This window comes from Mesorhizobium sp. M0563 (assembly GCF_040321065.1).
Lineage (GTDB): Bacteria > Pseudomonadota > Alphaproteobacteria > Rhizobiales > Rhizobiaceae > Mesorhizobium.
The window spans coordinates 144,746-158,726 of record NZ_JAMYQV010000015.1; the positions used below are offsets into that span (position 1 = coordinate 144,746).

At 62.1% G+C, this 13,981-nt stretch carries 16 protein-coding genes and 1 tRNA gene; 6 read left to right on the top strand and 11 right to left on the bottom strand.

Going from position 1 to position 13,981, the window contains the following annotated elements:
- Positions 1-181 precede the first annotated feature (181 nt).
- The 6 genes from NKI50_RS19875 to NKI50_RS19900 all read right to left on the bottom strand — a co-directional run bounded on the left by NKI50_RS19875 (position 182) and on the right by NKI50_RS19900 (position 5,973).
- Positions 182-955 (bottom strand): NAD kinase, encoded by a 774-nt coding sequence (locus NKI50_RS19875; RefSeq protein WP_352492517.1) that lies wholly within the window; start codon positions 953-955, stop codon positions 182-184.
- Positions 956-1,403: 448 nt separating this feature from the next.
- Positions 1,404-2,162 carry an MBL fold metallo-hydrolase gene (locus NKI50_RS19880; RefSeq protein ID WP_352643514.1) on the bottom strand — a complete coding sequence of 253 codons (759 nt, stop codon included), beginning with the start codon at positions 2,160-2,162 and terminating at the stop codon, positions 1,404-1,406.
- 2 nt (positions 2,163-2,164) lie between these two features.
- Positions 2,165-3,229: an ABC transporter ATP-binding protein gene (locus NKI50_RS19885; protein ID WP_352643516.1), complete on the bottom strand. Its 1,065-nt coding sequence runs from the start codon at positions 3,227-3,229 to the stop codon at positions 2,165-2,167.
- Complete coding sequence (locus NKI50_RS19890; protein WP_023717499.1) at positions 3,226-4,008, bottom strand: ABC transporter permease; 783 nt, start codon at positions 4,006-4,008, stop codon at positions 3,226-3,228. The genes NKI50_RS19885 and NKI50_RS19890 overlap by 4 nt, the downstream gene beginning before the upstream one ends.
- A gap of 2 nt (positions 4,009-4,010) precedes the next feature.
- A complete protein-coding gene (locus NKI50_RS19895; RefSeq protein ID WP_502897692.1) occupies positions 4,011-4,853 on the bottom strand; it encodes an ABC transporter permease in 843 nt (280 codons plus the stop codon).
- A gap of 13 nt (positions 4,854-4,866) precedes the next feature.
- Positions 4,867-5,973: a polyamine ABC transporter substrate-binding protein gene (locus tag NKI50_RS19900; RefSeq protein WP_352717376.1), complete on the bottom strand. Its 1,107-nt coding sequence runs from the start codon at positions 5,971-5,973 to the stop codon at positions 4,867-4,869.
- A 92-nt stretch (positions 5,974-6,065) separates the two neighbouring features.
- On the opposite strand from NKI50_RS19900, the gene NKI50_RS19905 reads away from it, so the two are divergent.
- The gene (locus tag NKI50_RS19905) at positions 6,066-6,680 is read left to right on the top strand and encodes a TetR/AcrR family transcriptional regulator (protein WP_352643520.1); all 615 of its coding nucleotides are present in this window, start codon (positions 6,066-6,068) and stop codon (positions 6,678-6,680) included.
- Between the two features lie 6 nt (positions 6,681-6,686).
- Here NKI50_RS19905 and NKI50_RS19910 read toward each other — a convergent pair whose 3' ends face one another.
- From NKI50_RS19910 to NKI50_RS19925, 4 genes are all read right to left on the bottom strand, one after another.
- A complete protein-coding gene (locus NKI50_RS19910; protein ID WP_352643523.1) occupies positions 6,687-7,325 on the bottom strand; it encodes a cupin domain-containing protein in 639 nt (212 codons plus the stop codon).
- 114 nt (positions 7,326-7,439) lie between these two features.
- Positions 7,440-7,637 carry a hypothetical protein gene (locus tag NKI50_RS19915; RefSeq protein WP_352496180.1) on the bottom strand — a complete coding sequence of 66 codons (198 nt, stop codon included), beginning with the start codon at positions 7,635-7,637 and terminating at the stop codon, positions 7,440-7,442.
- 274 nt (positions 7,638-7,911) lie between these two features.
- A complete protein-coding gene (locus tag NKI50_RS19920) occupies positions 7,912-8,151 on the bottom strand; it encodes a hypothetical protein (protein WP_031193539.1) in 240 nt (79 codons plus the stop codon).
- Between the two features lie 149 nt (positions 8,152-8,300).
- Positions 8,301-8,376, bottom strand: a tRNA-Thr gene (locus NKI50_RS19925).
- A 156-nt stretch (positions 8,377-8,532) separates the two neighbouring features.
- On the opposite strand from NKI50_RS19925, the gene NKI50_RS19930 reads away from it, so the two are divergent.
- From NKI50_RS19930 to NKI50_RS19940, 3 genes are all read left to right on the top strand, one after another.
- Entirely contained in the window at positions 8,533-8,700 is a 168-nt protein-coding gene (locus NKI50_RS19930) for a hypothetical protein (RefSeq protein WP_023717505.1), read from the top strand.
- 150 nt (positions 8,701-8,850) lie between these two features.
- Positions 8,851-9,186, top strand: a complete 336-nt coding sequence (locus NKI50_RS19935) for a BA14K family protein (RefSeq protein ID WP_352717382.1) — start codon at positions 8,851-8,853, stop codon at positions 9,184-9,186.
- A gap of 492 nt (positions 9,187-9,678) precedes the next feature.
- Positions 9,679-10,035: a hypothetical protein gene (locus NKI50_RS19940; protein WP_023717507.1), complete on the top strand. Its 357-nt coding sequence runs from the start codon at positions 9,679-9,681 to the stop codon at positions 10,033-10,035.
- Positions 10,036-10,075: 40 nt separating this feature from the next.
- On the opposite strand, the gene bhcR is transcribed toward NKI50_RS19940, so the two are convergent.
- Positions 10,076-10,933 carry an HTH-type transcriptional regulator BhcR gene (bhcR, locus tag NKI50_RS19945; protein ID WP_352484570.1) on the bottom strand — a complete coding sequence of 286 codons (858 nt, stop codon included), beginning with the start codon at positions 10,931-10,933 and terminating at the stop codon, positions 10,076-10,078.
- 202 nt (positions 10,934-11,135) lie between these two features.
- Here bhcR and gcl point away from each other — a divergent pair, with 202 nt between their 5' ends.
- Together gcl and hyi are read left to right on the top strand one after the other, a co-directional pair.
- Positions 11,136-12,917, top strand: coding sequence for a glyoxylate carboligase (gene gcl, locus NKI50_RS19950; RefSeq protein ID WP_352496178.1), 1,782 nt, complete (start codon positions 11,136-11,138; stop codon positions 12,915-12,917).
- 23 nt (positions 12,918-12,940) lie between these two features.
- On the top strand, positions 12,941-13,738 hold the full coding sequence (gene hyi / locus NKI50_RS19955) for a hydroxypyruvate isomerase (protein WP_352484572.1): 798 nt from the start codon (positions 12,941-12,943) through the stop codon (positions 13,736-13,738).
- Positions 13,739-13,981 lie beyond the last annotated feature (243 nt).

Below are 13,981 nucleotides of genomic sequence, written 5' to 3' on the forward strand. Positions count from 1 at the left end.
TCTTTGGCTGGTTCGGGGGCGCAACATAAGCAGTCGCGGCAAGCGCCGCGCGCCTGCAAGATTGGTATTGCAGGTAGGCGCAAGCCTACGATTTGTCAACACAAACGGGCGGCATTGGCGCGATTGTGAAGTCGTAACCTTAATCGCGATGCTTAATTTGCGCAGTGGCTGCTGCGCCGGCTCAGTAGCGGAACTGTTCGGCGAGAATGCGCTCGTTCCACGAATGGTTGGGATCGAACAGCAGCGTCGCCGTCGCCGTCGGCGATTCCCTCACCGTGACCGTCGTCACCGCCTTGACCTCGGTGTGGTCGGCGGCGGCATTCACCGGCCGCTTTTCCGGCTCCAGAATGTCGAAACGCACGATCGCCTTGTTGGACAGCAGCGCGCCGCGCCAGCGGCGCGGACGAAACGGGCTGACCGGGGTCAGCGCCAGCAGCGGAGCGTCGAGCGGCAGGATCGGCCCGTGCGCCGACAGATTATACGCGGTCGAGCCGGCCGGCGTCGCAATCATAACGCCGTCGCAGTGCAATTCCTCCAGCCGCTCTTGCCCATCCACGGTGATGCGGATCTTGGCGGTCTGGTAGGACTGGCGCCAGAGCGCGACCTCGTTGATCGCCAGCGCCGAAATCGTCTCACCCTCCGCCGTCACCGCCTGCATCTCCAGCGGACGGATCGTTTCGGCGACCGCAGCTGCGATGCGCCCGGTCAAGCCGCTGGCGCGGTATTCGTTCATCAGGAAACCGATGGTGCCACGGTTCATGCCGTAGACCTTCTTTCCAGTGCTCATCGTCTCGCGCAGGGTCTGTAGCAGAAAGCCGTCGCCACCGAGCGCCACGACGATCCCGGCATCCTCGACGGATGCCTGGCCGTAGCGTGCCGAAAGGCTTTCCAGCGCTGCATTGGCGTCGGCTGTACCGGATGAGACGAAGGCGAAACGGCTGGCGGTTTTGCTCATGGCTCTCAACGACAACCGATTGGCAACGACCGATTGGTGGCGACCGGTTGCGGGGTCGCGCCAGCGCCGGGTTAGCATGGGCGGGCATTTCTGCAAAGGGAGGGAGGTGTCTTGAGATGGCGGCCAAACAGGGCGCACTCGCGCATCATGTCGGGGGACAAAATGATGTGATGGTTAAGACCTGCCTTAAACTCTCGTAAAGCCGGATCGATCATGTTAGCCGGCAGTGGATGGGCGGCGTGGGGCTAACCAGTCGAGGCCGATCTATTGCCGCTGGCACGCTTGATTATCGTCTTCCTGATGCTGGCAAGTTTTGCCCTGGCTTTCGCGGAACTGGTGCGCCAGTCGGAGGAAAAGAGTTTTAGACCCGAGCCCACGGCCTCACGCTGCGGCGACGCGGCGGGCACACCCTGCCCGCAAAGGGCGCTTTGACGCTATAGCGTAGTCCTTATCGGGCGAGCAGATGGCAGCCGGCCTGGCGCTTTTGCGCGAGATACTCGTCGACAAGCTGGCGATAGCGGACTTTGCCGAAGCTCGGGAAATGCCCGCCATGCACGACCGAGACATCGAGACCGCGCATGCGCAGCAGCGTTTCGACATAGTCGTCGATATCGGAGTGATAGACATCGTCGATCAGCGGGCCGTCATAGATGATGTCGCCGGAAAACAGGATGCCCGTCCTGTTTTCGTAGAGCGCAATGCCGCCGGGTGAATGGCCGGGCGTGTGGATGACCTCGAAGGTACGGTCGCCAAGATCGACGATGTCGCCTTGTTCGAGCAACCGGCCGGCTGGTGCGGGCAGGATCCGGTAGCGCTTCGTATCCCAGCCTTGCGGCATGCCGTCGAACATCTCCTCGGTGGCATAGCGGTCGGCAACCGTCCATTCATTGCGTGGGTCGGCGAGGATCCCGGCCTCGGCCGAGTGCACGCAGCGGTCGGGAAATTCGTGATGGCAGCCGATATGGTCGAAATGCGTGTGGCTGGCCACGCAGGTGAGCTTGCGTTCCGTGACCAGCGGCACGTGGCGGCGCAGGCTGAAATGGCCGAGGCCGGTGTCGAACAGCAGGTCGCGGTCGCGGCCGCGCACATGCCAGATGTTGCAGCGGAAGAACGGCTTGATCCACGGCTCGTGGATCAGCGTCACGCCATCGCCCATGCGGATGCTTTCGTACCAGTGGCCGGCGTCGATGATTGGAAGCGTGCTCATGTTCAGTCCGCAAGCAGGATGACGTCGCCAGCATCGCACGATACGGCGACAACGTCGCCCGGCTGGACGGTCGATGCGGAGGGGACCTTGGCGATGAAGTGCAGCGCCGGGTCGGTCGTGGAGGTTCCCAGCACGCGCTTGAAGCTACCCTGGAAGACGACGTCGCTGACCTTGGCCATGCCAAGCGCTACAGGGCCGCTGGCAGCGCCGAGGACAAGATGCTCAGGCCGGACGGCCAGCGCAACCGTCGAGCCGGCCGGCAATGTGCCAGCCAGCGAGAGCGACCCAAGCTTCGTGGTGACGGTGATTTTGCCGCTCTTCGCCTCGGTCACTGTTCCGGAAATCAGCGTGCTTTCGCCCATGAAGGTCGCGGAAAAGCGCGTCGCCGGCCGTGCATAGACGCGCTCGGGCGGTCCTTCATCCTCGATGCGCCCGTCATTCATCACCACGCAATGGTCGGCCAGCGCCATCGCCTCTTCCTGGTCGTGGGTGACGTGGATGAAGGCGGTGCCGACACGCTTCTGGATCGCCTTCAACTCGTCCTGCATCTGCCGGCGCAATTTGAGGTCGAGCGCACCGAGCGGCTCGTCGAGCAGGAGCACCGCCGGCTCGACCACCAGGGCGCGCGCCAGTGCCACGCGCTGCCGCTGCCCGCCGGAAAGCTGGTGCGGCTTCTTGTCGAAGGCGGTGGCGAGGCCAACCAGCGCCAGCGCCTCGTGCGCCCTTGCTGCCCGGGTTGCGCCATTGACACCCTGCATGCGCAGCCCGAAGCCGACATTGCTGCCGACGCTCATATGTGGGAACAGCGCATAGTCCTGGAACACGGTCGTCGTCGGCCGCTTCGCCGGTGGTACTGCGGTGCAGTCCTCGCCGCGGATCAGCACCTTGCCTTCGCTCGGCATGACGAAGCCGCCGAGAATGGACAAAAGCGTCGTCTTGCCGGAGCCGGACGGCCCAAGCAGGATCGTGTAGCTGCCCGGCTCGATCGTCAGCGAGACGTTCTTCAGCACAATGTGCTGGCCGAAGCGATGCGAGACAGAGCTTATATCGACCAGTGGCGCCGTCATGCCGGCTTCCTCCGCAACAGCATCAGCTCGAACAATACCACCAACACGATGGAGACGGCGAAGACCAGCGAGCCGACGGCGTTGGTCTTGGGATTGAGACCGGAGCGCAGCAGGTTCCAGATCTCGACAGGCAGCGTCGTGTCGAAGCGCGTCAACAGGAACGAGATGACGAATTCGTCCCAGGAGAAGGTCATCGACAGGAAGAAACCGGCGAAGATCGCCGGCGCCATCACAGGCACGGTGATCAGCAGCAGCACCTTCCATTCGGGCGCGCCGAGGTCGCGCGCGGCGCGCTCGATATTGATCTGGTGGTCGCCCATCTGACTGTAGACGATGGCAAAGCACAGCGGCAGGTTGATCACGACATGGCCGATGCCGGCGGCAAGAAGCGACTTCGGCACGCCGGCCCAGTTGAACAGCACCAGCAGCCCCATGCCGATGATGAGATAGCTGACGGTCAGTGGCAGCGTGATCAGTCCACGCATCAGGCCCGAGCCCGGCAAGGCGAAGCGTGCAAAACCCCAGGCCGAGAGAAAGCCGAGCGTGACGGCGACAGCCGAAGAGAGGACGGCAACCAGCAGCGAGTTGACCAGCGCCGAGGTGAGCCGCGTATCGGCGAGCACGGCCTCGTACCAGCGCAGCGACGGCCCGGTGAAGGGCGGGATCGGAAACGACGTCGCCTGCAGCGAAAACAGTATCAGCACAACCACCGGCAGGAAGATGAAGCCGTAGATGGCGATGGCGTAAAGGCCGGAGACGAGGCGGATGAGAGCGCGCATGGTCAAGCCCGCTCGATCTTCAGCCAGCGGGCGCAGGCGAGATAGGCAACGGTGACGACCGCCATCAGGATGATCGACAGCGCCGAGGCGAGCGGAAAGTCGCCGCGCCGGCCGATCTGCATCATGACCAGCTGCGGCATCAACAGCTCATTGTTGCCGCCGAGGATCTGCGGTGTGATGTAGTCGCCGATGCACAGCACAAAGGTGAGGAAGGCGCCGACCATGATGCCAGGCAGCGTCAGCGGCAGAACGACATGCAGGAATGTCCGGATCGGCCCGGCGCCGAGGTCGGCTGCGGCCTTGCGGTAGCTGGGGCTGAGCTGCTTCAGATTGGCGAAGATCGTCAGCGTCAACAGCATGACGAAGAAATGCACGAAGCCGGTGACGGTCGCTAGCCGCGTATTGGCGAGCTGCAGCGGTTCGCTGAACAGGCCGGAGCCGGTCAACGCATGGTTGACGACGCCGTTCTGCGCCAGCACCAGCAGCCACGAATAGGAGCGCACGACATAGGAGGTCCAGAACGGCAGCACCGCCAGCATTAACGCCAGCCGCTGCCAGCGCTCCGGCACCTGCTCGGCCAGGATCCAGGCGAAGGGATAGGCAAGCAGCACCGAGATCACGGTGACGATGGCCGTGACCTGCAGCGAATTCACCATCGCCTGCCAGTAGGACGGATTGGCAAAGAACTGGCTGTAGTTGGACAGCGTGAAGCCGCCGCCTTCATGCGCCGTCAGGCTGGATACCGCCATAGCGACGAAGGGCAGCACGAAGAACAGCAGCGTCCAGCCGAGCGCCGGCGTGACCAGCGCCCAGGGTAGGGCACGCCCGCTGTTGGCGGAGTTCACGACCGGCAGCCGGTCATTGCGCCTGCAGCATTTCGGTCCAGACGTCCTGCATTTTCTTGTCGAGATCGGCATTCGGCGCCGGATAGGATTGCGCGCGGGCGAGGAATTCCGGCTGCTCGTCGAAGCGCAGGATCTTCTTCTGCTCGTCGCTCAGCGCCGCTTTGGTGTTGGCCGGCATGCCCCAATAGCAGGACGAGGTGGCGAGCCGCGCCTGGCCTTCGGGGCTCATAATGTACTGGATGAATTTAAGTGCCAGGTTCTTGTTCTTGGAATCCTTGAACATTGCCAGCGACTGCGACCACAGCACGGCGCCTTCCTTCGGGATCGAGAAGTCGAGCGCCGGGTTTTCCTTGGCCAGCCCCGCCGTCACCCATTCGCCACCTCCGACCAGTATGTCGACATCGCCGGTCGCCAGCGCTGTCTGGCTGGCGGTCACTTCGCCGACCAGCTTGGCATTGGCCTTCATTTTGAGCAGCTGTTCCTTGATGGCGGGAAGGTCGGCTTCGGTCAGTTCCGCCGTCTTCTTGCCGATCGCCAGGGCGGCCATGCCGATGACCGGCAGGTAATAGTCGTAGATGGCGATCTTGCCTTTGTATTTATCGCCGGTCAGCGCCGCCATCGACTGCATGTCGGCCGGGTCGACTTTGGTCTTGTTGTAGCCGATCGTGTTGTACCCGAACTTTTCGGTGATGCCGTAGCGCTTGCCGTCGACCACGGTGGAGCTATCCATCTTCACCTGCGGAAACAGGTCGGCCAGCGGCAGCTTGTCTTCCGGCAGTGGCTCGAACAGGCCTTTTTCGACGCCGCGCGGTATGTCGATGCTGTCGATCACCATCACGTCCCAATCGCCGGGCTGCGATTGTTCGACGATCGCCAGGCCAGCGCCGGTGCCTTCGAACTCCTTGACATTGACCCTGACGCCGTTGGCCTCCTCGAAAGGCTGCAACAGCGCCGGATCGGCGTGATCGCACCAGATCAGCGCGTTGAGGTCCTGCGCCTGAGCGAGGCTGCCCGTCGCCAGCAGCAGTGCCGCCGCGGCACATGCGCTGTGGAGATGGCTCTTCAGAACCGAAATTGTATTCCTGGTAGTTGGATTGGGGGTCTTTGGATTGATGGACATCGAGTGTTCTCCCTTGCCTTTTTTGGCTTGTGGCAAAAAATTGAACCAATTCTAAAATTGAGTCAATTCTGTTTTTGTGGCAAACAGCCGCTATGAGCGGATTGCGGGCAAGGCAGAAGGCGGATCGGCACCGCCGCATCATCGAGGCGGCGGCGGCGCTTTTCCGCGATGCCGGTTATGAAGGCGCCAAGATCGAGACGATTGCCGCGCAGGCTGAAGTCTCGGTCGGCACGATCTACAATTATTACCAGAACAAGGGCGACATCCTCGGCGCCATCGTTTCGATGGAGGTCAACGAAGTGCTCAATGCCGGGCGCGGCGTGGTGGCCAACCCGCCGGCCAATGTCGGCGACGCGCTGGACACACTGCTCGGCATCTATATCGAGCATTCGCTGCATTATCTCAGCAAGGAGATGTGGCGACAGGCGATGGCGATCTCGACGCAACTGCCCGACAGCCCGTTCGGCCAGGCCTATACCGCGCTCGACCGGGCACTGACCGAGCAGATCCGTGCGCTGATCGCCCGCCTGCAGGCGCTCGGCCTGGTGCGCCGCGACATCGACGGGACGGCGCTCGGCGAACTGGTGTTCAACAACATGAACATGATGTTCATCGAGTTCGTGAAGCGCGAGGAGGCGAGGATGGCCGAACTGCGCACTGCGATACGGCGGCAGAATAGGATATTGGTGGCGGCGATTGGGGTTTGACTGCAGTCACCCAGCCGAAAGACCTGCCCGAGCGAGGGCTTCGGGCGCCGGCGTGACGTGCCCGTGCGGCTTGCAATAGCCGGGGTCGATCGCGCGATAGCCGAGCAGATGGCCGAGTGGCGCCAGGATCCCCAGCGCCACTCGCTGAATCGCAGGTGGCGGGTGCGTGAAGACGATAACGTCGGCAAATTCCCTGGCGATGACCACCGCCTGAAGCGGCGAAGGCCTGCCTTTTTTGTCCACCTTGCCGGCATTGGCCAGGCCGAAGAGCATGCCAATCAGCAGCTCGAAACGGTTCGGGTCGATATCATCCGCACCTGGTGCCCGGTCGACTTCGACCAGGACATGCGCTTCTTCGGTTTTGCTGCTGTTCCACCAATCATGTGCGACGCCTGCTTCGATCGCGGCGGATTGGCCAGGCCCCAGAGACAAAGTCTTTCCGGCGATGCAAGCGTCGAGCCGGCCGCCGAGGACGGTAAACCGTTCCGTCAGGTTCGGGTGGAAGTGCTCGCCCACCACTGCGGCCCCCGGCCGAGCGGTCAGATGGGCGATGCCAGGTCCCTGGCCGCGGTCTTCTGTGCCACGCAGGATGACGGCATATTCGCCGGTCACCTTGTTCTCGTAGACATCTCCACAGCGTGACATGGATCAGCTCGTGGTTTCATAGCATCAGTGCCGCCAACTATACGTTGAAGGCCTGGTGCTTCAACGGTTACAGGCGATCGCGAGCGCCGGCCTCGTTAACACAGGCACGACGCTCTACCGAATATGCTTAGGTGGCCGCGCTCGCGGAAACGGCACGACCGTCAGTGGCGCCTTGCGGAATTCCGCGATGGCTATTTCTTCAATCAGCGCGTCGAGGGCCTCGTTGACGCGTCGGCTCGTTTCATCCGCGCCGCAGAGGCGGTTTTGTGCGCACTCCAAAAGCTCGCGCGCCGCGGCGAAATCGCTTCGCATGACAACACCCTTTGGTTTTTGGCCCGCCGCACCGACATTGTCGGCGCGCTTAATTGAGCGAGTGCTAATATACACAGGGGCAATTTAATCGAATGGTACGAGATGGCCGAGGCCGGGAGAGCGGGCCGAAACGACGGCTCTGCAACGGCGGCGACACGCCCGAGCTCAGCGTCTCCAGATACGAGATGCTAACTCGTTGTCTGGCGATAGATTTTGCCAGCGATTTCACGGAAGTTTCTGGTGACCCGACGAGGACGGTCCCGACACTTACGCCCTAATACGATCTTGGGCGGCTTAGATATTCTCTGGCGGCGGCAATCTGGCGTCGATGCTCGCGGAGGAAAGCCGCGCCGAAACAAATCGCAAAGGCCAGTACGGAAAGGCTTGTCGTTGCTCTTGATGCTGGATCGGGATCGGGACTTATCAGGAAACGGAAACCAAGCGCGAAGGCGAAGACGATAAGGCCGCCAAACATACCGTTGATGAAGGGGGCGGTCGTGCGTTTCTGCTCCAACGAAGACTCCTAGGTTTTCCGCTAGGGAACTATGGTTTCCGCTAGGGAATATATGCGTTGAAGCTGATGTGCTACCGATCTGACGGCCCCGGCCTGTGGATATCGGGGACGAGCAGATATCAAGCGCCCCCGAGGTCTCAAGACCGCACTGGTGCCCCCGGACGGAATCGAACCGCCGACCTTCGGTTTACAAAACCGCTGCTCTACCAGCTGAGCTACAAGGGCACGGCGCTCGGGTTAGCATATTTGCTGCGCCAGTAAAGACAAAACTCCGTTTTCGGCTGCCGCGACCGCGCCGGTTCTGCCGCCAGGGCGTCCTGAAAACGGCCAATTCGCTTCCTATATTGACCGAAGGTGCAATCGCATCAGCGAGGCTGTCGCATGATCAGGTTTGTCATCATTCTCCCGCTCGTCGTCGTGGCCTGGGTTCTCCTGGTGAAGCTCGTCAGGGATCTGAAGCGCGCCAATATCGACTGGACCGGCGTCACCACCATCATCGGCTTCATCGCGCTCGCCTTCTGGCTTCGCCATATCACCGGCATGGGCTGAGGTCTGCCGATTGTTCCGGTGAACTGTCGACCGGCGACTGTTCGTGGTCGCGGCCGACGCATCAGGCCGGGCGATTTCTCCCTTCGAGAAAAAATCCAAAAAGATCTTCGAACCTTTTTCCTTGTTGCGACGACTGACGGTCAAGAGGCGGTGGGTCGCCTCTCACAACAAGGAGATCGTCATGTTCAAACGCACCATCGTTTCCGGCCTCGTCGCCACCACCGTCGCCGCCGCCATGCTGGTTGGTACGGTTCAGCCTTCGGCCGCCCATCACAAGCACTACAACAAGCACCCGGCATCGGCATTGCTGCAGGTGTCGGCGGCTTCCTGCTCGGCAGCGCGCTCGCCCAGCCGCGCACCGTCTATATCGAGGAAGACGGCGGCTCCTGGCATGTCCGGCGCTGCCTCAATCGCTACCAGAGCTACGACCCGTACTCGGACACCTATGTCGGGTACGACGGTTATCGCCATCGCTGCCACCTTTGAGAGCCACTACCGCCCGTTTTGAGAGGAGGTGACCGTTTCAGGCAACCGGAAGAAGGGGCATCCCACCGCCCCTTTTTCTGTATGTCTGAGTTCCTATTCGAATGGTCGACTGCCAATGTCGGCATAGCTCATCATTTTTGAATTGGGCGCCGTCGACGAAACTGCCAATCTCCCCCCTTGCGGGGGAGATGCCCGGCAGGGCAGAGGGGGGTGCTGCCCCGCACTACTTGCCAGGCAATCGGAGCCTCCCCCTCAAGACGTTCGGAATGGGCTAAATCGAAAATTTGCGATCCTTCGCACCCCCCTCTGTCCTGCCGGACATCTCCCCCGCAAGGGGGGAGATTGGATTGCCGCACGGCTTTCGCCAATCGCCAACACTGAAAACTGCCTTATCCCGCCGTTCGGCTCTTGCCGATGTACAGGGGTTTCCCAGCAGCCTAATCTACAAGCCGAACAGCAATCTACTGCCGAGCCGAAACAGGGAGAGGGCGCTTGGGCGAGCACGATCCGAACGAAGAGCCGATCGAGACGATTTTCCGCAACGGCACAATCACCACCGTCGGCATCCTGCTGGCGTTCTCGCTGGGCTTCATCACGCATTGGGCCGCCAACCCGATACCATGGGAAATCTATCACCTGGCCGCCGTCGTGCCGATTTTGATCGGCATTGCCCTGCAGATACGAGCGCTGCGGTTGCTGCTCGACATAACGTGTCTACAACGGCGCGTTTATGAACGCGCCAATCGCATCTTCATTGCCGGCCTCATCTTCACCGCCTGCGGAGTTGGGCTGGCGATGCTGCTTGATTTCTACGACCTATCGACCAAGAGCGCGGTGCCCGGGGCCTAGCTCTGGCCATCCTGGCAGATGTCGCACCATTCGGCGCTGGTCAGCGCTGCCATGCGCTCGGTTCGCTGCCAAGGCCGGGAGGTGTCGGCAGGCCGCCGATCATCCTCGTCACCTCCGCAGCTGCATCGCGCACCAACGGGCCGATCTCGGCCAGCCGTTCCGGCGTGACCCGCACCGTCGGCCCGGAGACTGAAACGCCGCCAATCGGCTCGCCGAACTCGTTGAAGATGGCGGCGGCAACGCAGCGCATGCCCGGATGCCGCTCCTCGTCGTCTACTGACCAGCCGCGCAGCTTGATCGTCACCAGGTCGCGGGCGAGAGCCGAGATGTCGGACAGCGTGTTTTCAGTGAAGCGCTCCAGCCCGGCCCGGCGCAGGATAGTGGCGACGCGCTCCGGCTCGAGATGCGCCAGCACCGCCTTGCCGATGCCCGAGGCGTGGAAAGAACTGCGCGTGCCCGGCCGGAAGAAGGCGCGGATCGCCTGGTGCGTCTCGACCTGGCTGACGAAGACGACGCAATCGTCCTCGGCGACACCGAGATTGGCGGTCTCGCCGGTCTTCTCCATCAATTCCTGCATGACGATGCGGGCGCGATCGACCAGCTTGCGGCGGCGCAGGAACGCCGCGCCCATGCGATAGGTCTCGACGCCGATCGACCACAGCTGGTCGGTGCCGTCGAACTCGACCATGCCATGGTTCTCCAGCGTCGTCAGCATGCGGTAGGCGGTGGATGCCGGCAGACTGGAGCTGGCGGCGATCTCGCTCAGCGACAGGCCACTGCCGTCGGCCACGATTGCCAGGATGCGAAGCGCCCGGTCCAGCGACTGCACCGAAGCGGCCTCGGACGGTCCGTTGAAGGCGCGCGGCCGGCCGCGCTGGCGTTTTTCGGTGGTTTCCATGGATCCATTCTTCCCCTGTTCGCCCAAGCAAGCAATGAAAAAGTTTTTCATCGATTTGCGAAGCGAATTCATGGAAAACAGAAAGGCCAATCAATTCAATTCACAAGAGCCGCTCTCTAGAAATGAAAAAATATTCTGAAAAAATTGAAAAATAGTCGGCGCACTGGCATCATCGGCCATCAACAATTCCGTGGAGGCTGACATGGCCAAGATGCGCGCAGTCGACGCAGCGGTTCTCGTCCTCGAAAAAGAAGGCATTTCCTGTGCCTTCGGCGTGCCGGGTGCTGCGATCAACCCGCTTTATTCGGCGCTGAAGGCGAGGGGCAGTATCCGCCACATCCTTGCGCGGCACGTCGAGGCGGCTTCGCATATGGCCGAAGGATTTACCCGCGCCAGATCGGGCAATATCGGTCTGTGCATCGGCACTTCGGGTCCCGCCGGCACCGACATGATCACCGGCCTCTATTCGGCCGCTGCCGATTCCATCCCGATCCTCTGCATCACCGGGCAGGCGCCGCGGGCTCGCCTCAACAAAGAGGATTTCCAGGCTGTCGACATCGCCGCCATCGCCGCGCCCGTCGCCAAATGGGCTGTTACCGTCATGGAACCCTATCTGGTGCCGATGGCGTTGCAGAAGGCGTTCCATCTGATGCGCTCGTCGCGGCCGGGGCCGGTTCTCGTTGATCTGCCGGTCGATGTGCAACTGGCTGAGATCGAGTTCGACATCGATGCTTATGAGCCGCTGGTGCCGTTCAAGCCGGCAATGTCGCGCGCTCAGGCGGAGAAGGCCCTGAAAATGCTCAATGCGGCCGACAAGCCGCTGATCGTCGCCGGTGGCGGCATCATCAACGCCGATGCGTCGGACCTGTTGATCGAATTCGCCGAAGTCACCGGCGTGCCTGTCATTCCGACGCTGATGGGCTGGGGCGCGATCCCCGACGACCACCGCCTGATGGCTGGCATGTGCGGGCTGCAGACCTCGCACCGCTACGGCAATGCGACGATGCTCGAAGCCGATTTCGTATTAGGCATCGGCAACCGCTGGGCCAACCGCCACACCGGTTCGGTCGACGTCTACACCAAGGGCAAGAAATTCATCCACGTCGATATCGAACCGACGCAGATCGGCCGCGTCTTCGCGCCGGACCTTGGCGTCGTCTCGGACGCCGGTGCGGCGCTTAAAATGCTGCTCGACGTCGCCACCGAATGGAGGACGGCCGGGAAATTGCGCGACTGGTCGGGCTGGGCCGGCGAATGCCGGCAGCGCAAGAAGACGATGAAGCGCAAGACGCATTTCGACCAGGTGCCGCTGAAGCCGCAGCGCATCTACGAGGAGATGAACAAGGCGTTCGGCCGCGACACCACCTACGTCACCACGATCGGCCTGTCGCAGATCGCCGGGGCGCAGTTCCTGCATGTCTACAAGCCGCGCAACTGGATCAATTGCGGCCAGGCCGGGCCGCTCGGCTGGACATTGCCGGCGGCGCTCGGCGTTCGCGCCGCCGATCCGGACCGTACCATTGTCGCACTTTCCGGCGATTATGATTTCCAGTTCATGATCGAGGAACTGGCAGCCGGCGCGCAGCACAGACTGCCCTACATCCATGTCGTCGTGAACAATGCCTATCTCGGCCTGATCCGCCAGGCGCAGCGCGGGTTTTCGATGGATTTCGAAGTCAGCCTGGCCTTCGAGAACGTCAATCGACAGGGCGATGCCGAAGCTGGCTACGGCGTCGACCACGTCGCTGTCGCCGAGGCGATGGGCTGCAAGGCCGTCAGGGTGCGCAAGCCGGAGGAATTCGCCGGTGCCTTCGAGGAGGCGCAGCGCCTGATGAACGAGCACCAGGTTCCGGTTGTGCTCGAATTCATCCTCGAGCGCGTCACCAACGTTTCGATGGGCACCGAAATCGACAAGATCACCGAGTTCGAGGAGCTTGCCGAGCATCACGAAGACGCGCCGACGGCGATCGTCATGCTCGACTAGCTGTTTTATGAGGAATTACTGCCATGCCACGGTTTTCAGCCAATCTTTCGATGCTCTTTGGCGAGCACGACTTCCTCGACCGCTTCGATGCCGCCGCCCGAGCGGGCTTTAGGGGTGTCGAGTATATCGGTCCCTATGACCATGCGCCGGATGTCGTTGCGGCAAGGTTGAAGCAGAACGGGTTGACGCAGGTCCTGTTCAACCTGCCTGCCGGTGACTGGGCCAAGGGCGAGCGCGGCATCGCGATCCTGCCGGACCGCATCCCGGAGTTCCGGCAAGGCATTGCCAAGGTCGTCACCTACGCGCACGCGCTGGGTTGCGAGCAGGTCAATTGCCTCGCCGGCATCGCGCCGCAGGGCGTCGATCGCTCCGTGCTGGAAGACGTCTTCGCCGAAAATCTGGCTTTCGCGGCGGAAAAGCTGGAGCAGGCCGGCATCCGGCTGCTGATCGAGCCGATCAACACCCGCGATATCCCGGGCTTCTTCCTGAATTACTCGGACCAGGCGCTGGCGCTGATCGACCGCGTCGGCTCGAAGAACCTGTTCCTGCAATACGACATCTATCACATGCAGATCATGGAGGGGGATCTCGCCCGTACCATCGAGGCAAACCTCAACCGCATCGCGCATATCCAGCTTGCGGACAATCCTGGCCGTCATGAGCCGGGGACGGGCGAGATCAATTTTCCTTTTTTATACAAGCACATCGACAGGATCGGGTACCCCGGCTGGGTCGGGGCGGAGTACAAGCCGAAGGGCGGAACGGAAGCCGGGCTCGGGTGGTTTCGGGACGGGGCCGGGCAGGGGAGTGCGGCGGCATAGACGCTACGTATCGCACGTCGCGTTCCTGCGCGCCCCCTCTGGCCTGCCGGCCATCTCCCCCACAAGGAGGGAGATTGGATGTCACCGCCGCTTTCGCCAATTTTCGAGGTCGGGAAAGTTTAACGGCCGGAGCGCGAACTGCCGATCTCCCCACTCGTGGCAGGGCTATCGCATATGAGTGATGGCATTGATGAGATAGTCGTCGTTCCAGGCGCATTTCTTGATGCGATGGCTGATGGGAAC